We start from the raw sequence: 21,652 nt of genomic DNA, 5'->3' as shown, positions 1-21,652 counted from the left end.
TCCACGCTGGAATTAAGGCGAAAACGTACCTTTTTCGGGGTGAAAAATCAATGAAATGGAGCTGGCCTGATCCGCCCGGCGGCGCTTCGCTTGCACGGGCCTACGGGTTTTGTAGGCCGGGTAAGCGCAGCGCCACCCGGCAAGAAGAGCGCACCGAATCAATAAAGTGGGAGATAAGATCACTCCCCAAGCGTCGCCACCATCACCGCCTTAATCGTATGCATCCGGTTTTCCGCCTGGTCGAACACGATGCTGGCCGCCGACTCAAACACCTCGTCCGTCACTTCCATCCCGCCGTGCAGGTCGAACTCTTTCGCCATCTGCTTACCGAGCGTGGTCTGGTCGTCATGGAACGCCGGCAGACAGTGCAGGAACTTCACGTTCGGGTTGCCGGTGAGCGCCATCATCTGCGCGTTCACCTGATACCCGCGCAGCAGCGCGATCCGCTCCGCCCACTTCTCCTTGGCTTCACCCATCGATACCCACACGTCGGTATAGATAAAGTCCGCGCCCTTCACGCCCGCCGCCACGTCTTCCGTCAGGGTGATTTTCCCACCGTGTTTTTCCGCCAGCGCGCTGCACTCCGCCACCAGACTCTCTTCCGGCCAGCAGGCTTTCGGGGCCACCAGGCGCAGATCCAGCCCGGTCAGCGCCGCCGCTTCCAGCATCGAGTTGCCCATGTTGTTGCGCGCATCGCCCGCGTAGACCAGCGTCATCTCATTAAACGCCTTGCCCGGCAGGTGCTCCTGCATGGTCAACAGGTCCGCCAGCAGCTGGGTCGGGTGGAACTCGTTGGTCAGCCCGTTCCACACCGGCACGCCTGCGTACTGCGCCAGCGTCTCGACCACTTCCTGGCCGTGACCACGATACTGAATGCCGTCGTACATCCGCCCCAGCACGCGCGCGGTGTCCTTAATTGACTCTTTATGCCCAATCTGGCTGCCGCTCGGCCCTAAATAGGTGACGCGCGCGCCCTGGTCAAATGCGGCAACTTCGAAAGAGCATCGTGTACGGGTTGAGTCTTTTTCGAAGATGAGCGCGATGTTTTTACCGGTAAGCTTTTGTACTTCCTTGCCATTTTTTTTATCGGCTTTGAGCTGTGCGGCAAGGGTCAGCAGAGAAGTGAACTGTGCAGGGGTAAAGTCGAGCAATTTCAGAAAGTGTTTCTTGTACAGATCAGACATTTTATCCTCACATGGCGAACGCCACTTATTGAATTAAAATTCACTTTATATGTGTAATTATTCATTTGCAACCCCGTTTCACAAATCTTTCCAACAAAGGTGGAGGCAAACCCGTCCGTGTGTGAAAATAGAAGTATCTGCCGCACTTTAAAGAGGATTGAGCCATGGCAAACCCGGAACACCTGGAAGAGCAACGCGAAGAGACGCGTCTGATTATTGAAGAACTGCTGGAAGACGGTAGCGATCCGGACGCGCTGTACACCATCGAGCACCATTTCTCTGCGGATGATTTCGACGCGCTGGAAAAACTGGCGGTAGAGGCCTTCAAGCTGGGTTACGAAGTGACCGAGCCGGAAGAGCTGGAAGTGGAAGAGGGCGACACCGTCATCTGCTGCGACATCCTGAGCGAAGGCGCGCTGAAGGCGGAGCTGATCGACTCGCAGGTAGAACAGCTGATGAACCTGGCCGAGAAGTTTGAAGTGGAATACGACGGCTGGGGAACCTACTTCGAAGATCCGAACGGTGAAGACGGCGAAGAAGGCGACGACGAAGATTTCGTCGACGAAGACGACGACGGCGTGCGTCACTAAGCGTTTCAGGCGGTGGCGCGCGCCACCGCTTTTTCAAGGCAGAACCATGGATTACCCGCAGATACTCGCCCCCGTACTCAACTTCCTCCAGTGCCCGACCCCGCAAGCATGGATTGATAAAGCCCGCGACCCGGCGAACCTGCCGCTGCTGCTCACCGACCACATGGTGTGCGAGCTCAAGGCCGCCCAGACCGCGTTATTACTCGTGCGCAAATACGTCGCCGACGAAAGCGGTGCCGACGCGCTGCTCGACTGGCTCAAACCCTACGAACAGTTCACCTTCCGCGACGGCCCGGAGCCGGACTTCATCGCCCTGCACAGGCAGATTGGCAAAAGCGTGATGCCCAAAACCGACGACCCGTGGGGCCAGGCGCTCATCGACAGCATGGTGCTGCTGATTAAAGAGGAGCTGCACCACTTCTGGCAGGTTCGCGAGGCGATGCTGGCACGCGATATTCCGTACGTCAAAATCACCGCCAGCCGCTACGCCAAAGGGATGCTGAAGGAAGTGCGCACCCACGAACCGCTGACGCTGATCGACAAGCTCATCTGCGGTGCCTACATCGAAGCCCGCTCCTGTGAACGCTTCGCCGCGCTGGCGCCGTTCCTCGACGACGACCTGCAGAAGTTCTATCTCTCACTGCTGCGCTCGGAAGCGCGCCACTATCAGGACTACCTGACGCTCGCCCAGCAGGTGAGCGACGACGATATCTCACCGCGCATAAAGCTTTTTGGCGAAATTGAAGCCACACTTATCTCGACACCGGACAACGAGTTTCGCTTCCACAGCGGCGTGCCGGTGTAAAACGGCATAGCGAAAGGATAAGGATGCGAGATGAATAAAACGTGGACCCGTATTGTGATTGTCGTCGTCGCGGCCGCCGCCGTGGCGTTCTGGGTGTACTTCGACAAACAGCGTATGCAGCGCACCCCTGAACAGCAGCTTGATACCACCCTCAACACCATGCCCGCCTGGCAGGTGATTAAAGAGCAGGAACCCGCGTTCCAGAAGCGCATTCGCGAGCAGATCCTCACCATGCAGAAAGCGGGCGAGTCTGAACAGCACATCATTGACGTCATCCAGCCGCAGATTTTGACCCTGCAGATGTCGCGTCTGCAGCACGCCCCGGACGCCAACGTGGTGGAGTATATGAAGGCCAACATGGAGCAGACTGCAGCCATCCAGAAGGTGAGTGACGACGCCTGTTTCCGCTTCCTCTACCCGGCGGTAAAAGGCGGCGTCAACCCGATGCGGGTGCTGGATAAAGAGATGATGGCCCGACGCATGCAGGCCGACGCCGACATGATGCGCGCGGCCTACGGCAAAAACAGCCACACCGTGACCCCCGCCGAACGTGAGGCGGCAGTCGAGGATGTGCGACCGATTATGAAGGAACTTGCCGATAAGTACGGCGAGGACATCCAGCTGCTGCAGATACCCGAGAAGGCGGCGGGCAAAGAGAAGCTCTCCTGCGATATGGTGCAGGAGATGTGGGCGAAGGTGCTGGCGCTGCCGGAGCAGAAGGCGGCGAGGGTGATTCGGCTGGCGGTGTCTGAGCTGGACTGACGGTAGCGCTGGTTTTTTGGGCACTTAGCGCGTGTTTCGCGCGTCGTCGCTTGCATGGCGGCGCGCGACAGGTATAATCCACAACGTTTCCGCATCCCCTTCAGTGCCGAAGTGGCGAAATCGGTAGACGCAGTTGATTCAAAATCAACCGTAGAAATACGTGCCGGTTCGAGTCCGGCCTTCGGCACCATTAGATGCAAATCAAAGTCGCTTAAGGGCGGCTTTTTTTGTCTCTGAAATCCAGTATTTACCCATCATTCCCGCTATATTAACTCTCTCAAGGTCAACCGACTTCAACGTACATCTACCAACAGATGTTGGTATAGATGATGGTATTTCCGGTTCGATAATGCTTGTACCAACAGGGAGGGGATAAAGATGGCTTTAACAGATATTAAAGTCAAAACAGCCAAGCCAAGGGATAAGCAATACAAGATTACCGATGATAACGGTATATTGTCTAATATAGAGATTCCGATGAGTTGTTCATTTTGATGATAAAATCTGTCGGTCGATGTCAAAAAATTACATTGTAAGCTTGGTTCAAATGATAGGTGGTTTTACACTATGTGATCAGAAAAGCTATAACCAAGACCTAACCATTCAGAGAAAAACGTTCGTACTCTTACATCAAAGGCAGGAGCCATGACTAGTCGTCCACAGATGATTATCAATGTTCTTCAGGCTAATCCTGATGAACAATTTACAGCCCGTCAGCTTGCCCAAAAAATCATAGATCACTATGGCGCAGAGCTCGCTGTAAAGCGTCAAAATCCTCGATTCGCCAGTGATGACGATTTCTTAAGTCAAATAGCTGCTGAAGTTGGTGGGAGCAGAACCGTACAGGCAAAAGCGATGTGTCCTCAGGTTATGACGCGTGACAAACCGCGGCCCAGACTTTATTACTGGGGTAAGAAAATCGATAATGGCGTGCAACAAGAGTCATCTTTTGATATTGTTCCTACTCCGTCTGCTGAGACGGTAGGTATTTCTGAGCATGCTCTTTACCCGCTTTTGATTGAGTATCTTTCTGAAGAAGAAGAATTACTTTGCCGTCGTATCGATGAAAAGCGTTCAAGCAATAACAAAGGTCTTGGGGCAAACCATTGGCTTTATCCGGATATTGTTGCTTTGCAGCCTCTCGATAAAGGTTGGGATATCGTCGTGCAAAACTGCGTACGGTATAGCGAAGGGCGTTTGACCCGTCTTTGGTCTTTTGAGGTAAAACGTCAGCTTAACCGTAGCAATGTTCGAGAATGTTTCTTCCAGGCTGTGAGCAATTCAAGCTGGGCACATTTTGGTTATCTCGTCGCGACCGAAATAAATGAAGATAAGCAGCGTGGTGTGGAAAAAGAGCTGCAGATGTTGTGTGCATTGCATGGTATTGGCGTGATCCTTCTTAATCCGCAAGATCCCGGTAATAGCCAAACTCTGATTCCTGCACGAGAGCGAACAAGTATTGATTGGCAATCCGTCAACCGCCTAGTGGTTGAGAACAAGGATTTCAAAGAGTTTATCGATCTGGTTTCCGATTATCACCAGACAGGGAAAATACACAAAGCGCTCTGGAATAGATAATCTACTCTAATGCTACTTAATAAAATATTAGAGTAGATTAAAAATATAGATTAATGAAAAGTGAGCTATTTAGAGTTAGTGATATTTAAAAACTCTGTCTGCAAATCGATGGAGTAGTGAATATAAAAAAAGTAAGAAATTCAGTAAACCACTTCAATGTAGATCTAAATTGTATTGGCTAAGATTTTACCTGACACAGCTATGGCACAGATCAAAACCTAATCTGACAAGCAGCTCTGTGCCAGAAGCGGACTCTATTAACGAAAAGAGCTTGAGGCGGTCGAAGTCAGTATAGGTGCAACCAATGTAGTAAATGAGGGTTGAAACAATGAGAAGCAAAAGCTATTTTCGTCTATGTAAGATATATCTCCTAGGTAGCTTAAGATTCCTCGATGGAAGCATGGTAGTATGGTTTTGATAATTAGAACAGCGAGTACATTAGGCACTCTATTCTAATGATTTTATTAGGGAACAATGACAATGCTTAAAACTTGGAATGATTTAGAAACTTATACCCAATATGTCTACTCGACCTTGCTTAACCCACGAGATAATGGAGTGGAAGTTAGTCGTAACGTTGTCCTTAAGGGATTAAAAGGTGAATATCAAATTGATGTATTTTACCAATTTGAACATGCAGGCTTTATACATCGTGTAGCGATAGAGTGTAAATATCACAATCGCCCACTTGATCGCGATACTATTATGCCATTTTGCAACAAAATCACAGATATTGGGAATATTATCGGGGTTATAGTCAGTAAGTCTGGTTACCAAAGTGGCGCAAAAGAATACGCAGAAAAACATGGCATTACTTTACTGACAACTGAAGATTTACCAAAATTTAACATATTGGTTGCCGATTACTTGATAAATTCAATTTTACCTACAAAAGACTGGATCGGTGAGCCTTTTTGGATTTTGATGGAAAGAGAGGAAGATAATGTATCAGGTTCATACTACAAGTTTACACAAAAACATAACGGAAGAGATGTAATACCCTTATTCTTTTCAAAGCGTGAAGCAATTGACTTTCTAAATGAATCTGAGCAGTCACTGCATTTTGCAATAAGAGGTATTCCACAACATTATTTGAAACGTTTGATCGCAATAACAGAGCGGTTAAAACCTTTATTCTTCTTAATGCTTCCTGCTTTAAATGAAGAACAAGCCAAAGGTTTATTAATTGAACCAACTGAATTAATGAAAAGATATCTACTATCAGAAATATCAGCTGAGGAATATCAAGAGTTTTACGTTAAAAGGAAGTCGCATTACAAGAATGAGCTTACTCTTTTAAAAATATTAAAAGCAATGAAAGGTAAAATTGGTGAAGAATTGGCCGGCAAAATTTTAAAAAATAAAAAAAGGTAATTGCGGAGTCGTGATCACGGGAACCGTTCAACCTGATGTGCTGGCGTAGAAGGTAAAGTGGAGGGCCATTTGCTGAAAAAAATATTAATATTTAGATGTAAAGTAAACGGTCCGCTGTGTGCCAGAAGCAGACATTGCTGCCTCCGGATAATCTAAAAACCAGCCACAAATTAATAGGCTTCTAATGAAAAATGTTCAAACCCATAGTGGTCTAGAATATTGTTTAATAGATGTATGATCTCTATTCTAAATGCATTCATCTTTCCTATAATGACACTATTACTAATGATTAACCACTCATTCTGCTGTGTGATAGCGCCTGTACGTACCTCCTGCGTAGTATAATCCCTTAGATTTTGAATTTTTTTCTTCAATTGTTGATATTCAATAGGTAATTTTCTTTTATCGGGTATACGAACTTGATTTTGTACATGCCCGTCTCGGTTTACAAGATTTCCTGTAGTTAATGCTTGTTGAATACTCTCAAGTGCCTGCAAAAAGTTGTCTATATTGTTTTCACAATAGAATTCAGTATGAAAGGCAGGTCGATCAAAAGCAGAATGAAGCATTTCACAGAACAATTCTTCAGAGCTATATTCACTGCGAAACTTAACAATATCGTGATAATATTTTGCTTCTATTTTAGGGTTTTCACTTAACCATTCACTATATTCATCCCAGAACCAGATATTTACTTCAAAAGTATTAACTTTAGAGTCATTTATGGAGTCAATATGATTCTGAAGTGATTTATCCCTCAACCCAGTAATTGCTATAATATAACGATCAGCAATTTTCCCTGAATTAATGAATTCTTTTATTTCATCATCGATTTCTTGAATTGTTAGAGAGCTAGCTGGTGTTTCCTTTGAAGCTACAGTTTTCCACACCCTTTTTTTACACTGAACCACAACTCTCTGACCATTATGATTATTATCACGGCCAGATATATCAATTCCTCCCTGAGCCTGCCCAGCTCTTCCATGCCGCTGTGTGCCTGGATCGTCCCATAGCGCGCGGCACAATTCGCATGTCAGTCTTTCAAAGTCCTGCCAGTAGGCGGGGAGCGGATAATCCATCATTATATCTCTTGCCATCATTGTCTCCCAATCATTACGTATAAACTATTTAATTTTTATTTCATGACACTAACATATTTGTCTAAACACGTTTACGATTTTCTAAGTGAATGAGGCTAAACAGCCTTCACTAGTTAATGATATCATAATGTTTGCTCCTCGCTCAAAGCAGACTGTCATATTTGATTGTGTGCTGCCAGTGAAAACCGTCAGATCAAGTCTGAGCTAATATATCTAAATATATCAATTTAAAAGTAGACTGCGTCTATTAACGATGGTTTTAGCGATCGTTATCTAATAACCCGGAATATGCACTTCAGTCAATAAGCATATATTTATCACTGACAGTTGTATCGAACACAGGCATAGGTAAAGGGGACCGCTTTGTCCCCCTATGCGCCCACGGCTAAATTTGTCCACCCACCCCTTTAAACTTCTCAATAAATTCACCAATTTTCTGGAAAACGGTCTGTTTTTTCGTTTTGTACTGCGGGTTTAACGGACTAAGCTTCGGTAGAGTCTCGTTTAACTCAGTACCATTTTCGGTGGCATATTCGCGTTTTAGCGATGTACGGATATAGCGCTTTGCAGCCTCTTCATTCAGGTTTTCTTCTTTTATCAATGCGTCAGCTTCACGCTGCTGCTCACGCTGAGCAAAAATGAAGAACGCATCAATGATGCTGGCTTTGTCTGGCATGTCATCAAGGTTAGTTTGCTGAATAAAGTCAACAATCAGGCCTTCTTTGGCCCTGTTACCCAGACTTGAGCGGATTAACCGTCTAACCTCTTCAGTCAATGCCTCTTTACCTTTCTTCTGCCTGTTATGTTCAAAAATCAGACCAAGAATATAGTCCAGGTTAATTTCCTGAGATTTCAATAAATCGATTTCAAATACGACATCATCCCAGTCAGTGGTTGACTTATCCTTGTCATTAGCCACTTTCTCGCGACGTTGCCAGTCACGGATATCATTGTAGGCTGAACGATAGTCCTGAATCTTACGTTCTGTGGGGAGACGAATTGTTTGTAGTTCGGCAAACTTTTCATCGTCAAGATAATGCGCTGTCTTAAATATTTCGACGGCATCGGGATCGCTGATATCGATTTTTTGCAGGTCTTTCAGCATGGCAAATTCGTCGTAGTTTTGCAGGATATTTTCAGCCCGCAGGTATTCGCCAAACAATTTAATGAAGGCCTTTTTCCCCTTCTCGTTATCAATGCTAGCCGGATCAGGGAACTGATATTCCAATGTCGTAACAATATCGATAAAGCCGCGCTTGGCCTCACCTGTCACGATATCGGTAAAGCCCTCCATGTACTCTTTATAACTTTTCTCAAGCACCACGTTTTTGGTATTTTTATCCCCAAACAGCGTGATGGCATCAATGGTTGCGCGTTCCAGATCTCTGAACGTCACAATATTGCCGAAGGTCTTTGTAGCATCAAAGATACGGTTAGTGCGGGAGAATGCCTGCATCAAACCGTGATAACCGACCGGACACCATGGAACCTGCTACTGCAGGTGAGCCATTAGCATCAGTTAACCAACGCTATACTGGATTTGACATGATTATTCCTCATCTATGTTTATAAAAGTAGGTAGGCAAAACATCGCCACGACGTATATGAATAAGCCAATAAGCTTAAGTGGCCATGGCTCAAGGAAGGCTATACAAGCAAATGCACCTACGATAAGTAAAGGGCCTGATAAAACATCCAGGAACCCACCAAAAATATCTATCTTACAGGGTGATAATTTATTGAGTACAATTGAAATAATGTAGGTGGTTACAGTAATAATACAAAGGGAAATTGTTTTATCATGCCAGGTTTCAAATTCAACCCAGCTAAGAATATATGCCAGGGTTAAATATGAACAAAGAAGTAGGTTTATAATGGGGGTGATAAACTTACGCATAGGAATCTACCCTCTGATTGCGGTGGCTGTTCGAATTCTTTCCGTTTCTCGTTCATACCTTGTTTCTGTGTCAAAGATACCATAGATCAGATATCCATAATCTAGCGGAACGGATAAGCCTCCATTTATAAACGCTGTGACTGTATCTGGAGAATCGATTATGTTGAACAATCTTAGGGTTATATTATTCGCATCTGCCATGGTAATCCTTTAAGCGTATTATAAAGAATTTATCAATGTAATATTAAACTGACTAAAGCAATTTAAATTATCTAAAAAGCAAATTAAGTATCCTTAGAAGAAACGATATTTTAAATTGCGATACAAAGCGGCGTCATGCCAATCACACTCCACCGCCCAACCTCAATCAACTCACCTATTCAAAACACCGGCACCCCCAACCCAACCTTCACCTCTCTCAACGTCTCCTGCGTCACCCCCTGCGCCCGTTCTGTCCCGCGCTTAAGCATCGCCATCAGCTCCCCCTTATCCCGCATATACATCGCTCGGCGCTCCCGCATCGGCGCAATCAGCTCCTGCAAACACGCCTCCAGCTCGTTCTTGCACGCCCGGTCACCCAGCCCGCCCGCCTGATAGTGCGCCTTCATTGCTGCCACTTTGTCCTTGTCCGGATGAAACGCGTCGAGGTACGTAAACACCACGTTCCCCTCAATCTCCCCCGGGTCGCTCACCTTCAGGTGGTTCGGGTCGGTGTACATGGCGCTGACCGCACAGTGAATGGTCTCTTCGCTGGCCGAAAGGTGCAGCGTGTTGCCGAGCGATTTCGACATCTTGGCGCTGCCGTCGATGCCGGGCAGGCGGCTGGTGTCGCTCAGCATCGCCTTACAGTGGCGCAGCACCGGGACGGGCAGCAGGCTGTTCATCTTGTGCACAATCTCGTTGGTCTGCTCAATCATCGGCAACTGGTCGTCGCCGACGGGCACGCACTCGGCCTTAAACGCGGTGATGTCCGCCGCCTGACTGATGGGGTAGGCCATAAACCCGACCGGCAGCGAGCGGGCGAAGCCCTTCTGCGCAATCTCGTTTTTCACCGTCGGGTTACGCTCCACGCGGGCGACGGTGACGATGTTCATATACAGCATCGTCAGCTCGGCGAGGGCGGGCAGGGCGGACTGCAGGCAGATCGTGGTCAGGTTTGGGTCGATGCCCGCGGCGAGGTAGTCGGCCAGCACTTCGGGGATGTTGTCGCGGATCTTCTGCGGGTTGCTGCCGTTGTCGGTCAGCCCCTGCAGGTCGGCAATCAGCACAAACTGGTTGTGCGTCTGCTGCAGCGCCACGCGCTGGCGAAGCGATCCGACGAAGTGTCCAAGGTGCAGCGGGCCGGTTGGGCGATCGCCGGTGAGGATGGTTGGTGTGTTCATAAAGACTCCTTAATGTGCAATTGCCGAAAGGGGTCTTAGAAATGTGAAAGCCGCCTTTCGGCGGCTATCTGAAAATGGGGAAAACAACTCCGAGCCGCCTTTAAGAAGGCAGCCACCAGCGGTTTACGGTGAGCACGGCGTGGTTTATGTTCATCTCTTTACCGTACCACGTCCGGCGCGAAAAACAAAAGGGCACGTCATGCTGCAATCACTCAACCATCTGACCCTCGCGGTCAGCGACCTGCAAAAAAGCGTCACCTTCTGGCACGAGCTGCTGGGGCTGACGCTGCAGGCCCGCTGGAATACCGGGGCCTATCTCACCTGTGGCGATCTCTGGGTCTGCCTGTCGTACGACGAGGCGCGCCAGTACGTGCCGCCGCAGGAGAGCGACTACACCCACTACGCGTTTACCGTGGCGGAAGAAGATTTTGAACCGTTCTCGCAAAGGCTGGAGCAGGCGGGCGTCACCGTCTGGAAGCAGAACAAAAGTGAAGGGGCGTCGTTCTATTTTCTCGACCCGGACGGGCACAAGCTGGAGCTGCACGTGGGCAGCCTCGCCGCGCGGCTGGCGGCGTGTCGCGAGAAGCCCTATGCGGGCATGGTGTTTACCTCAGACGAGGCTTGAGGCGCGCACCTTCAGCCTGCCCGCCAGCGTCACGTGCGTGGCAGCATCTTCCTGATTGCACAGGTACTCCACCGCCAGTCGTCCTAGCTCGCTGTAGGGCAGCTGGATACTGGTCAGCGGTGGGGTGAGCTGCTCGGAAATCTTCTGGTCGTCGTAGCCCGCCAGCAGCATGTCCTGCGGGATGCGCACGCCGTTCACCGCCAGCGCCTGATAGCAGCCAATCGCCAGCCAGTCGCTGGCGCAGAAGATGGCGTCCGGGCGCTCGGCCAGTTCCAGCAGCGAAGTGGTGGCGGTGAAGGACTCGCTGAACTGCCAGTTGGTCTGCCGCAGCAGGCCGTCGTCGCACGCGAGTCCGGCCTGCTGCAGCGCCGCCTGGTAGCCCGCCAGACGCTGGCGCGAGGCCTCCATCCAGCTCTCGCCGGTGATGTGGGCAATGCGCGTGGCCCCGCAGGCGATGAGGTGTTTAGTCACCTGGAAGGCGTTGGCGTAGTCGTCCGGGATAAACGACGGCAGCAGCGGCGAGCCGGGGTCGCGCTGGTTGAGCAGCACCAGCGGGATGCGGGTGCAGTCCTGGAATGCCGTCATGTCGACCAGCGTGGTGACCGGGGAGGCGAGGATAATCCCGATGCAGTTGCGCTTCTCCAGCTGGCGGATGATGTTCAGCGCCAGCTCGATGTCGTCGCCGTAGTCGTAGACGGTGAGCAGGGTTTCGTTGCGCCACGCCGCTTCCCGCGCCTGGCTGATGGCGTCGATAAACGGGTCGAAGCTCTGCATGGAGCTCACCAGCAGGGCGATCTCTTCCTGGTTGCGCGGGGCGTGAACGGCGGGGAGGCGGTCGTAGCCGAGCTCGGTGGCGATGCCAATCACCCGCTGGCGGGTGTCGTCGCTGAGCTTGATGTTGCGGGACTGGTTAAGCACCAGCGATACCGTCGCCTGCGACACGCCCGCCGCCCGCGCAATATCGTTCATCGTCACTTTCGTTTTTCGCTTCATCCGTCCTCTCCCTTTCGCGACTTCGCATCATACCCTAACCGCACGCTTACGCGCCGTCGATCACGTTTCTCATTCATCGAAGCGTGAACTTTGTGAGGGGCATCGCTTTTCTCAACGCCGTGATTTGCGCATTTATCCTGCAACTAATATTTATTAGCTAAATATTATCAGTAAGAGGTCGCGTAATGAAAGAGCAGTGGAGCAGGGAGCAGGCACAGGCGTGGTATCAGCAAAAAGGCTGGCTGTGCGGGTTTAACTATCTGCCGTCGACGGCGGTGAACTGGACCGATATCTGGCAGGCAGAGACCTTCGATGCCGCCACCATCGAGCGCGAGCTGGGCTGGGCGGCGGAGGCGGGCTATAACACCCTGCGCATCAACCTGCCGTTTATCGTCTGGGAGCACGACCGCGACGGGCTGATGGCACGCATCGACCGCTTTTTGAAGATTGCCGACGGCCACGGGTTCAGCACCATGCTGACCCTGATGGACGACTGCGGCTTCTCCGGCGACGAGCCGTACCTCGGCCCGCAAAAACCGCCGGTGCCGGGCAAGCACAACAGCCAGGCGGCGGCGAGCCCGGGGCGCGACAAGGTGTGCGATCCGGACTGCTGGACGGACATTGAACGCTATATCCGCGACGTTGTCCGCCAGTTCCGCGACGATAAGCGCGTTCTGCTGTGGGATCTCTATAACGAGCCGGGCAACCGCGGCATTTTCGCGACCGGCACGCAGGAGGTGCAGTACGACGCGAAGCTGGAGACCTGCGCCCATAAGCTTATGAAGCTCGCATTCCAGTGGGTGCGTGAAGAAGATCCGACCCAGCCGCTCACCGTCTGCGCGTGGCGTCTGCCGCCGGAAGAGGAGGGTGAGACGTTCTTCCAGCATCCGCTGGACCAGACCGCGCTGGCGCTCTCGGACGTGGTGAGCTTCCACGCCTACACCCACACCGGGCGCATGACGGCGATTATCCAGCAGCTGCAACAGCTCGGTCGCCCGCTGTTCTGCACCGAATGGCTGGCGCGCCACGTGGGCAGCACTATAGAAGAGCAGCTTCCGCTGATGTACGCGGCGAAGGTCGCGCCGTACCAGTGGGGGCTGGTGCGCGGCAAAACCCAGACGTGGCTGCCGTGGCCGGTGGTGATGAAGGAGTCCACGGACTACTGCCGCCTCTGGTTCCACGACGTGTTCGAGGAGAACGGTATTCCGTTCTCGCGCCGTGAAATCGCCCTGATGCAGCAGCTGCGCAAGATCGCCCTGAAGGTGCAGGGCTAATAATATCGACCCGGCGGCCGACCGCCGGGCAACCAGGCAGGCATATATCAATGGCAACGACAATGAAAATACCGTCTCGCGAACTGTGGTCTTATTTTGGTTATGGTTTAGGTCAGTGTTTTAGCTTTGGTTTAGTAGGTTCGTTTATTAACTATTTTTACACCGACGTGCTGGGGATCTCGGCGCTGGCGGCCAGTACCATCTTCCTGATTGCCCGCGCGTGGGACGCGGTTCACGATCCGCTGTTTGCCAGCATTATGGACACCATTAACAGCCGGTTCGGCAAGTTTCGCCACTTTTTGCTGATCGCCCCGCTGCTGATCACCGGCGTCACGCTGCTGTCGTTCTATAAAATCGAAGCGGACATGACCACCAAAATCCTCTACGCCGGGGTGACCTACATCCTGTGGGGGACGCTGTACGCCATCTCCGATATCCCGTTCTGGTCGATGTCGTCGGTGATGACCAACGACTCCGCCCAGCGCACCCGCGCGGTGACGGCGGCGATGCTCGGGGTGAACGCGGGCATTGCCTGCGCCAACATCTTCTTCCCGAAGCTGGCGGCGTTCTTCGCCCAGTACAGCAATGATAAAGGTTACTTTATGGCGGCGCTGGTGATGATGCTGGTGGGCCTGCCGCTGATGCTTAACGGCTTTATGCAGATCAAAGAGCGCGTGCCGCCGAGCCCGGAAAAGGTGACCATCCGCGACACCTTCCACAACCTGCGCCAGAACAAGCCGCTGTTTATCGTCCTGCTGTCGTTCTTCTTCTGCGTGTTCCACAACGTGGCGGGCGGTCTCTATATCTACTTCTTTATCAACAACCTGGGCGACGGCAGCCTGCAGATGGCGATTGGCGTGATGGGGATAGTCGCGGCGGTGCTGTGCCTGGTCGCGCCGATGCTGACGCGCCGGATGCAGAAGCGGAAGCTGTTTATGATCCTCTGCGGGCTGGACGTGGCGGTGCGCGTGGTGATGTGGTTTGTCGGGGATCAGCAGGTGACGATGCTGTTTATTCTGCTCGGCCTGAGCACGCTGTTCGTGATGATGACTAACATCCTCACCTCGTCGATGATTGCCGACACCATCGAGTACGCGGAGTACCACACGAACAAGCGCTGCGCGGCGATCACCTTCTCCGGGCAGACCTTTACCGGCAAGATGTCGGTGGCGGTGGGCGGCGGGTTGATAGGCGTGTTCCTGACGATGATTGGCTACGTGCCGCAGGCGCAAATCCAGAGTGCAGGCGTGCTGTCGGGGCTGTTCTTCGGGATTTGCCTGCTGCCGGCGATTGGGTCGGTGATCCGAATCGTGTTTATGTCGCGCTTTACCTTTACCGAGGAGAAGCACGCGGAGATTTGTCGTTTGCTGGCGGAGCGGAACGCGTCTGCGAAAGCGCCGGGTGGCGGCTGCGCCTTACCCGGCCTACAGGACCAGCCCTTGTAGGCCTGATAAGCGAAGCGCCATCAGGCTTCGCATTTAAAGGATTACAGTGACTTCACAAACGCCAGCAGATCTTCGTTGAGCTGGTCCTGGTGGGTCAGCGCGAAGCCGTGCGGCGCGTTGTCGTACACCTTCAGCGTGGCGTTTTTGATCATCTCTGCCGCCAGCTTGCCGGTGCTTTCAAACGGCACGATCTGGTCGTTGCTGCCGTGGATCACCAGCGTCGGCACGTCGATTTTCGCCATATCCGGGCGGAAGTCGGTTTCGCCGAAGGCGGTCACGCAGTCGATGGTGCCTTTTAGCGACGCCAGCAGGGCGATGTTCAGCGTCTGGGTCAGGGCACCGGTAGAGACGGTCTGCCCGGCGTTGATGCCGTAGAACGGGGTGGCGAAGTTGCTGATGAACTGGGCGCGATCTTTACGCAGCCCGTCGCGAATGCCGTCGAATACGCTCTGATCCACGCCCTGCGGGAAGGAGTCGGATTTACCGAAGATCGGCGTGACCGCGCCCAGCAGCGCCAGACCGGCGACGCGCGCGCTGCCGTAGTTGTTGATGTAGCGCGTCACGTCGCCGCCGCCCATGGAGAAGCCCACCAGCGTCACGTCCTGCAGGTCCAGGGTGGTGATCAGGTCGTTGATGTCGGACGCAAAGGTGTCGTAGTCGTAGCCGTTCCACGGCTGATCCGAGCGGCCAAACCCGCGACGGTCAAAGGCGATGGCGCGGAAGCCGCGCTCGGCCAGGTAGTTCAGCTGGCTGTCCCACATGTCGCCGTCCAGCGGCCAGCCGTGGCTGAAGAGAACCGGTTTGCCCGCGCCGCCGTCTTTGTAGTAAATCTGCGTGCCGTCTTTTGCCTTAAACGTTGCCATAGTGTGTTCCTGTGCAGGTGATGGTTATGGTTATACCGGCGCGACCAGGTAGCGAATAGCCGGTGATGTTGTGCCCTGATGAAAAGCCAGAACGCGGCTCTGCAGCAGGAGGTCATTCATGGTGTGGCGCTCCTGCTGGCGCAGATGCTCAATCCACGAGCCCATCAGGAAGGTCTCGATAAACAGACCGGGGCGCTCAATATCTTCGTATACCGCCCAGCTCATCGCTCCGGCGCGGCGGCGCACCCGGCGCAGCTCGTGGACCGCCTCGAGGAAGGCCTTCGTGTTGTTCGGGTCGATGATGTACTCGTGCGACACCAGCACCGGGCCGCGCTCGTTCGGCAGGTCAATCTCCACGCCGTCCAGCGGCTGACCGCTCAGGTCGAGGTTCAGGTCCGGATCTTTCCCCAGCTTCCAGCGGAACACGGTGGCGCTTGCCAGAACCATCCCCAGCGTGGCGACCACCAGCGAGGTCGGGGTGCCGAACCGGGAAGCGATCTGCCCCCAGATGGCGCTGCCCGTGGTCATCGAGCCAAAGAACACCGTCAGGTAGACCGCCAGCGCGCGGGCCTTCACCCAGCGGGCGGCGCTGCGCTGAGCGCCGAGGTTGAGGGTGGAGAGCACCGCAATCCACGCGAAGCCGGTGAAGAACTCAAACAGGTTGAGCAGCCAGACGTGGCGCACAAACGCCAGCGCCAGCATGGTGAGGGCGAAGGTCAGGCTGGCGGCCACCATCAGGCGGTCGGCGTTCAGCCGCTGGCGCAGGCGCGGCAGCAGGATGGCCCCGGCAATCGCCCCCAGACCAATGCACGCCAGCATTACGCCGTAGCCCGCCGGGCCTAAGCCCAGCTCGCGGCGCGCCACCAGCGGTAGCAAGGCCCAGCCCGCGCTGGCGAAGACAAAAAAGGCCACCGTACGGACCAGCACGTTGCGCAGTACCGGCGCGGCGTGCACGTAGCGAATCCCGGAGCGCACCGCCGAGAAGAAGTGCTCCGGCGGCAGACGCTGAATGGATGGCGCCGGACGCCAGCGCCACAGCACCCACGCCACGCCGACCACGGACAGCGTGTTCAGGGCAAACACCATCCACGGCCCGGCGAGCGACAGCAGAAAACCGCCTAGCGCCGGGCCAATCGCCCGGCTGATGTTCACCCCGAGCGAGTTCAGCGCCACGGCGGCGCCCAGCTCTGGCTTGCTCACCAGATCGGGCACCACGGCCTGGAACGGCGGCGAGCTCATCGCCGCCCCCACGCTCAGCAGAAACGTCGCCACCAGCAGAACGGTGGGGGTGACGTGTCCGGTGAAGGAGAGCACCGTCAGCCCGGCGGCGGCGATGAACACCCACAGCTGGGAGAAGAGCAGGTATTTACGTCGGTCGACGATGTCCGCCATCACCCCGGACGGCAGGGCGAAGAGGAACATCGGCAGGCTGCTGGCCGCCTGTACCAGCGCGATGTCCAGCGGATCGGCGCTCAGGGTCAGCATGCTCCAGTTGATGCCGACGTCGCTCATCCATGAGCCGACGTTAGAGACCACCGTGGCGATCCACAGCATGCGGAACACCGGCTGGCTCAGCGGCTGCCAGGGCGAAACCGTCGGTGCGGGCGTCGTCTCGACGTGTGCGTCGCGAACGTCGTTAACCTGCGTCATGCAAACCTCTCCGTTGCCTTACGCTGCAGTCGCCACTGGCCCGGCCCGGTGAGGGCAAGGGTGGTGAAGATAATCAGCAGCAGCCAGCCAAACTGCCCTTCGGCAATCGACCAGTTCGGGTGGACCGCCAGCATCGCCACCAGCAGCACGGCGATAATCGGCAGGCACGCCAGGCGGGTGTAAACCCCCGCGATGATAAACAGCGGGCAAATCACCTCGGCGACAATCGCCGGGATCAGGCTCGCGTAAGGCCCGAGGCCGAACGGATCCTCAATGCGCGTCAGCTCTTCGCTGAAGTGCAGCAACTTCGGCAGGCCGTGCACGTAAAGCAGCAGCAGGCTGCCGGTCAGGCGCAGGAAGAACAGCCCCAGGTCGACCCGGGGCGGCATAGTGGTGTTTTTCATCAGAATGCAAAGCAGCTGCAGCCCAGCGCCCCCCAGAAAGCGTTATCGTCGGACACCGGCATCTCTGACGTGCGGGCGAAGTCATGCTGGTGGCTGTGAACCCCGCACGGGCCGCTGCAGTGGTGAACCACACTCATACCCACGCGTGCGGCCTGCGGCGGTGCGCTGCGGTAGTGGCCCGGCACCTTCACCACCGGTGACCACTCGGGCAGGACCGGAATGGCCGGCGGCGCGAGCGGGCCAAAGCTGCCTGCGGCGTAGACGATGTCGCCGTTAACCACCGTCAGGACGGACTCGATGCCCTTGATCTCCTCTTCCGGCACGCGGAAGAAGTCTTTGCTGAGCACGGCCAGATCGGCGAGCTGGCCGACCTTGATCTGCCCCTTCTGGTTCTGCTCGCTGGAGAACCACGCGCTGCCCTGGGTCCAGAGCATCAGCGCGGTATCGCGATCCAGACGGGCACTGTGGTCGTACATCTGCATCCCGCCGACGGTACGGCCAGAGACCAGCCAGTAGAGCGCGGTCCACGGGTTGTAGCTCGCCACGCGGGTGGCGTCCGTCCCTAAGCCCACCGGCACGCCGGTCTCGAGCATTTTCGCCACCGGCGGCGTATGGCGGGTGGCTTCGATGCCGTAACGCTCGGCAAAATATTCCCCCTGGAAGGCCATGCGGTGCTGCACGGCAATGCCGCCGCCCAGTTCTTTGATGCGGTCGATGTTGGCCTGGGTAACGGTTTCAGCGTGGTCGAAGAACCAGTGCAGGCCGTTGAACGGAATGTCGCGGTTCACCTTCTCGAAGACGTCCAGCATGCGGCTGATGGATTCGTTGTAGGTGGCGTGCAGGCGGAACGGCCAGCGGTGCTCCACCAGATGGCGCACCACGCGCTCCAGCTCGTCCTCCATGCCCGGCGCGAGGTCCGGGCGCGGCTCGAGGAAGTCTTCAAAATCGGCGGCGGAGAAGACCAGCATCTCGCCCGCGCCGTTGTGGCGGAAGAAGTCGCTGCCCTGGCCCGGCGTGAGCATGTCGGTCCATTTTTCAAAGTCTTCCAGCTCGTGGCCCGGACGCTGGGTAAACAGGTTGTAGGCGATGCGGATGGTCATCTGCTTTTTCTCGTGCAGCTCGGCAATCACCTCGTAATCTTCCGGGTAGTTCTGGAAGCCGCCGCCCGCGTCGATGGCGCTGGTCAGCCCCAGGCGGTTCAGCTCGCGCATGAACTGGCGCGTGGAGTTGACCTGCTGCTCCAGCGGCAGCTTCGGCCCTTTGGCCAGCGTGGCGTAGAGGATCATGGCGTTTGGACGGGCGATCAGCATCCCGGTCGGATTGCCGTTGGCGTCGCGCTGGATCTCGCCGCCCGGCGGGTTCGGCGTGTCTTTGGTGTAGCCGACCACCTTCAGCGCGGCGCGGTTGAGCAGGGCGCGGTCGTACAGGTGCAGGATGAAGACCGGGGTATCCGGCGCGGCGTCGTTAATTTCGTCGAGGGTCGGCATGCGGCGCTCGGCAAACTGGAACTCGGTCCAGCCGCCCACCACGCGCACCCACTGGGGCGACGGCGTGCGCAGGGCCTGCTCTTTCAGCATCCGCAGGGCATCGGCCAGGGACGGCACGCCTTCCCAGCGCAGCTCGAGGTTGTAGTTCAGCCCGCCGCGGATCAGGTGCAGGTGCGAGTCGTTCAGGCCGGGGATGGCGGTGTGGCCTTTTAAGTCAACCACCTTAGTGCCGTCGCAATGGTGTTGCATCACCTCGGCGACGGTACCCACTTCCAGAAATTTTCCATCGCGCACGGCAACGGCTTCCGCGACAGGGTTCTCGCGATCGACGGTGTGAAACTGGCCGTTAACCAGAATGAGATCGGCTTTACCGAGGGTAACCATAACTGCTCCTGACTGAGAGGGGAATGGTCAGGATTATGGGAACCGGTTTCGGCAAAGATCCAGTTATACAATAGGATAGGTATACCAAAGTATAACTATACCTAAGGTTAACTATACGAAGAGATAATTACGCGCAAAGACGGAAAACCGCAGGATGAGGGTGATTTTATCGTCGTGGCACTCGCGGCGATTTCACCCTTAACCACTGGAAAATGCTATGACCTCTTCAAAGCTCGAAGTGTTAACCCCTGCAAACTGTCAGGTAATCTTTATCGATCACCAGCCACAGATGGCGTTTGGCGTGCAGTCGATTGACCGCCAGGTGCTGAAAAACAACACCGTGGCGCTGGCGAAAGCGGCCAAAGTGTTCAACATCCCGACCATCATCACCACCGTTGAGACCGAAAGCTTCTCCGGCAATACCTACCCGGAGCTGCTGGACGTGTTCCCGGGCCAGGACATTCTGGAGCGTACCTCCATGAACTCCTGGGATGACCAGAAAGTGCGCGACGCGCTGAAGGCCAACGGCAAGAAGAAGGTGGTGGTTGCCGGCCTGTGGACCGAAGTGTGCAACAACAGCTTCGCCCTGTGCGCGATGCTGGAAGGCGATTACGAAATTTATATGGTGGCGGACGCGTCCGGCGGCACCTCCAAAGAAGCCCACGACTACGCGATGCAGCGCATGATCCAGGCGGGCGTGATCCCGGTCACCTGGCAGCAGGTGATGCTGGAGTGGCAGCGCGACTGGGCGCGTAAAGAGACCTACACCGCGGTGATGGATATCGTGCGCGAGCACTCCGGCGCGTACGGCATGGGCGTGGATTACGCCTACACCATGGTGCACAAAGCGCCGTCTCGCCAGAAGAGCGAGCACCGTACCTTAGCGCCGGTCCCGGCTCGCTAAGCCTCGCTGGCGGGCTGGTCCCTCATCCGGCTCGCCGCTGCCTTTTTCTCTGGAGTTCACAATGAGTATTGGGCTGATATCCCTTGCCGCAGGCGTGTTGATTGGCCTGATGTATGCCGTGCTGAAGGTGCGCTCCCCTGCGCCGCCCGCGCTGGCGCTGATTGGCCTGCTGGGGATGCTGGCAGGTGAACAGGCGACGCGGCATCTGTTATCCCGCGACGCCGCGCCGCCGCCTCAGGTGACCGTTCCACAGGCTACATCGCAGACGGGAGTGTCCTCATGAAAGCGTGGATAATTTCGCTGGTGTGCGGCGTGGTTGCTGGGGTAATTTACGCCCTGCTCGACGTCCATTCCCCGGCGCCGCCGGTTGTTGCCCTGCTTGGCCTGTTTGGCATGCTGGTAGGTGAACAGCTCATCCCGGTGGGACGGCGTTTACTGAGTCGCGAACCGCTTACCCTCGCCTGGTTTCGTCACGAATGCGTGCCGAAAATCAGCGGCACGGCGCCTCCTGCGCCCGCGAAGGACGATCGCGACGTTTAATGATTTGTGAGAGGAAAGACAGCATGACGCTGCCGTGGCGCATTGCCATCATTGATGACGAACGTTCCGTCCGCAGCGGGTTGAGTAATCTCCTGGAGTCGGAAGGCTATTCGACCGATACGTTTGATTCGGCAGAGGTATTTCTCAGCCATCCTCTCGCCCTGTCCGGCGCGGCGCTGGTGATCACCGATATCAAGCTGCGGGGCATGAGCGGCCTGGAGCTGTTTGACAAGCTGCGGCTGCTGGCCGTACCGCCGCCGCCCGTGCTCTTTATCTCCGGTCATGCTGATGAAAATATGCAGCGGTACGCTCTCAGCCTGGGCGCCGCTGCTTTTTTGCGTAAGCCCATTAACATCGATATTCTGCTGGATCATATTCAGCGGGAGCTGGCCCGCCGACAATAAGGATCGC

General features: G+C 54.9%; 22 protein-coding genes, 1 tRNA gene and 3 pseudogenes. 14 read left to right on the top strand and 12 right to left on the bottom strand.

The genetic code is table 11. The annotated features are described in order from the left end of the window. Window positions 1–179: 179 nt before the first annotated feature. Together argF and argL are read right to left on the bottom strand one after the other, a co-directional pair. A complete protein-coding gene (gene argF, locus PYW49_RS16735; RefSeq protein ID WP_023299201.1) occupies window positions 180–1,184 on the bottom strand; it encodes an ornithine carbamoyltransferase in 1,005 nt (334 codons plus the stop codon). After that, complete coding sequence (gene argL, locus PYW49_RS16730) at window positions 1,154–1,249, bottom strand: putative translational regulatory protein ArgL (protein WP_213014347.1); 96 nt, start codon at window positions 1,247–1,249, stop codon at window positions 1,154–1,156. Before argL ends, argF begins: the two co-directional genes overlap by 31 nt. 99 nt (window positions 1,250–1,348) lie before the next feature. Between argL and rraB the strand changes: the two genes are divergently transcribed. The 7 genes and pseudogenes from rraB to PYW49_RS16695 all read left to right on the top strand — a co-directional run bounded on the left by rraB (window position 1,349) and on the right by PYW49_RS16695 (window position 6,293). After that, on the top strand, window positions 1,349–1,774 hold the full coding sequence (rraB, locus tag PYW49_RS16725; RefSeq protein ID WP_320387005.1) for a ribonuclease E inhibitor RraB: 426 nt from the start codon (window positions 1,349–1,351) through the stop codon (window positions 1,772–1,774). 46 nt (window positions 1,775–1,820) lie between these two features. After that, complete coding sequence (gene miaE / locus PYW49_RS16720) at window positions 1,821–2,579, top strand: tRNA isopentenyl-2-thiomethyl-A-37 hydroxylase MiaE (protein WP_003862942.1); 759 nt, start codon at window positions 1,821–1,823, stop codon at window positions 2,577–2,579. Between the two features lie 30 nt (window positions 2,580–2,609). Continuing rightward, the gene (locus PYW49_RS16715; RefSeq protein ID WP_320387004.1) at window positions 2,610–3,341 is read left to right on the top strand and encodes a topoisomerase II; all 732 of its coding nucleotides are present in this window, start codon (window positions 2,610–2,612) and stop codon (window positions 3,339–3,341) included. 105 nt (window positions 3,342–3,446) lie between these two features. Next, window positions 3,447–3,531: transfer RNA gene (locus PYW49_RS16710), tRNA-Leu, on the top strand. A 188-nt stretch (window positions 3,532–3,719) separates the two neighbouring features. Next, window positions 3,720–3,797, top strand: a pseudogene (locus PYW49_RS16705) (Arm DNA-binding domain-containing protein); the annotation flags it as partial. 189 nt (window positions 3,798–3,986) lie between these two features. Further along, window positions 3,987–4,919, top strand: a complete 933-nt coding sequence (locus PYW49_RS16700; RefSeq protein WP_320387003.1) for a COG2958 family protein — start codon at window positions 3,987–3,989, stop codon at window positions 4,917–4,919. A 480-nt stretch (window positions 4,920–5,399) separates the two neighbouring features. Further along, window positions 5,400–6,293, top strand: coding sequence for a restriction endonuclease (locus PYW49_RS16695; RefSeq protein ID WP_320387002.1), 894 nt, complete (start codon window positions 5,400–5,402; stop codon window positions 6,291–6,293). A 170-nt stretch (window positions 6,294–6,463) separates the two neighbouring features. Here PYW49_RS16695 and PYW49_RS16690 read toward each other — a convergent pair whose 3' ends face one another. From PYW49_RS16690 to trpS, 5 genes and pseudogenes are all read right to left on the bottom strand, one after another. Further along, entirely contained in the window at window positions 6,464–7,375 is a 912-nt protein-coding gene (locus tag PYW49_RS16690; protein WP_320387001.1) for a restriction endonuclease, read from the bottom strand. Window positions 7,376–7,778: 403 nt separating this feature from the next. After that, window positions 7,779–8,861: pseudogene (locus tag PYW49_RS16685) on the bottom strand (type I restriction endonuclease subunit R, EcoR124 family); the annotation flags it as partial. A gap of 81 nt (window positions 8,862–8,942) precedes the next feature. After that, entirely contained in the window at window positions 8,943–9,290 is a 348-nt protein-coding gene (locus PYW49_RS16680) for a hypothetical protein (protein WP_320387000.1), read from the bottom strand. A gap of 12 nt (window positions 9,291–9,302) precedes the next feature. Continuing rightward, window positions 9,303–9,491: pseudogene (locus PYW49_RS16675) on the bottom strand (hypothetical protein); the annotation flags it as partial. Between the two features lie 179 nt (window positions 9,492–9,670). Continuing rightward, on the bottom strand, window positions 9,671–10,672 hold the full coding sequence (gene trpS, locus PYW49_RS16670) for a tryptophan--tRNA ligase (RefSeq protein WP_320386999.1): 1,002 nt from the start codon (window positions 10,670–10,672) through the stop codon (window positions 9,671–9,673). 199 nt (window positions 10,673–10,871) lie between these two features. Here trpS and fosA point away from each other — a divergent pair, with 199 nt between their 5' ends. Next, window positions 10,872–11,297: a FosA/FosA2 family fosfomycin resistance glutathione transferase gene (gene fosA, locus PYW49_RS16665; protein WP_320386998.1), complete on the top strand. Its 426-nt coding sequence runs from the start codon at window positions 10,872–10,874 to the stop codon at window positions 11,295–11,297. Here fosA and PYW49_RS16660 read toward each other — a convergent pair. Next, the gene (locus tag PYW49_RS16660; RefSeq protein WP_320386997.1) at window positions 11,283–12,290 is read right to left on the bottom strand and encodes a LacI family DNA-binding transcriptional regulator; all 1,008 of its coding nucleotides are present in this window, start codon (window positions 12,288–12,290) and stop codon (window positions 11,283–11,285) included. The two genes, fosA and PYW49_RS16660, sit on opposite strands and share 15 nt — an antisense overlap. Before the next feature lie 185 nt (window positions 12,291–12,475). On the opposite strand from PYW49_RS16660, the gene PYW49_RS16655 reads away from it, so the two are divergent. Further along, window positions 12,476–13,564, top strand: coding sequence for a cellulase family glycosylhydrolase (locus PYW49_RS16655; RefSeq protein ID WP_320386996.1), 1,089 nt, complete (start codon window positions 12,476–12,478; stop codon window positions 13,562–13,564). A 50-nt stretch (window positions 13,565–13,614) separates the two neighbouring features. Next, a complete protein-coding gene (locus PYW49_RS16650) occupies window positions 13,615–15,009 on the top strand; it encodes an MFS transporter (protein WP_320386995.1) in 1,395 nt (464 codons plus the stop codon). 41 nt (window positions 15,010–15,050) lie between these two features. On the opposite strand, the gene PYW49_RS16645 is transcribed toward PYW49_RS16650, so the two are convergent. The 4 genes from PYW49_RS16645 to PYW49_RS16630 are packed head-to-tail and all read right to left on the bottom strand — an operon-like array spanning window position 15,051 to window position 19,797. Then, the gene (locus tag PYW49_RS16645) at window positions 15,051–15,872 is read right to left on the bottom strand and encodes an alpha/beta fold hydrolase (protein ID WP_320386994.1); all 822 of its coding nucleotides are present in this window, start codon (window positions 15,870–15,872) and stop codon (window positions 15,051–15,053) included. Window positions 15,873–15,902: 30 nt separating this feature from the next. Further along, a complete protein-coding gene (locus PYW49_RS16640; protein WP_320386993.1) occupies window positions 15,903–17,522 on the bottom strand; it encodes an MFS transporter in 1,620 nt (539 codons plus the stop codon). Then, window positions 17,519–17,926 (bottom strand): DoxX family protein, encoded by a 408-nt coding sequence (locus tag PYW49_RS16635; RefSeq protein ID WP_320386992.1) that lies wholly within the window; start codon window positions 17,924–17,926, stop codon window positions 17,519–17,521. The genes PYW49_RS16640 and PYW49_RS16635 overlap by 4 nt, the downstream gene beginning before the upstream one ends. Beyond that, window positions 17,926–19,797, bottom strand: coding sequence for an amidohydrolase (locus tag PYW49_RS16630; RefSeq protein ID WP_320386991.1), 1,872 nt, complete (start codon window positions 19,795–19,797; stop codon window positions 17,926–17,928). The genes PYW49_RS16635 and PYW49_RS16630 overlap by 1 nt, the downstream gene beginning before the upstream one ends. 217 nt (window positions 19,798–20,014) lie before the next feature. On the opposite strand from PYW49_RS16630, the gene PYW49_RS16625 reads away from it, so the two are divergent. The 4 genes from PYW49_RS16625 (at window position 20,015) to PYW49_RS16610 (ending at window position 21,645) form a co-directional block, all read left to right on the top strand. Then, entirely contained in the window at window positions 20,015–20,701 is a 687-nt protein-coding gene (locus tag PYW49_RS16625) for a hydrolase (protein WP_047059056.1), read from the top strand. A 61-nt stretch (window positions 20,702–20,762) separates the two neighbouring features. Further along, entirely contained in the window at window positions 20,763–20,984 is a 222-nt protein-coding gene (locus PYW49_RS16620) for a DUF1427 family protein (protein ID WP_320386990.1), read from the top strand. Continuing rightward, window positions 20,981–21,241: a XapX domain-containing protein gene (locus PYW49_RS16615; protein ID WP_010427264.1), complete on the top strand. Its 261-nt coding sequence runs from the start codon at window positions 20,981–20,983 to the stop codon at window positions 21,239–21,241. Before PYW49_RS16620 ends, PYW49_RS16615 begins: the two co-directional genes overlap by 4 nt. A 23-nt stretch (window positions 21,242–21,264) precedes the next feature. Beyond that, on the top strand, window positions 21,265–21,645 hold the full coding sequence (locus tag PYW49_RS16610) for a response regulator transcription factor (RefSeq protein ID WP_047957675.1): 381 nt from the start codon (window positions 21,265–21,267) through the stop codon (window positions 21,643–21,645). Window positions 21,646–21,652 lie beyond the last annotated feature (7 nt).

This window comes from Enterobacter chinensis, assembly GCF_034008295.1.
Classification (GTDB): Bacteria; Pseudomonadota; Gammaproteobacteria; order Enterobacterales; family Enterobacteriaceae; genus Enterobacter; species Enterobacter chinensis.
The sequence above is the reverse complement of the archived record's forward strand: the minus strand, read 5'-3'. Positions and strand labels throughout refer to the sequence as shown.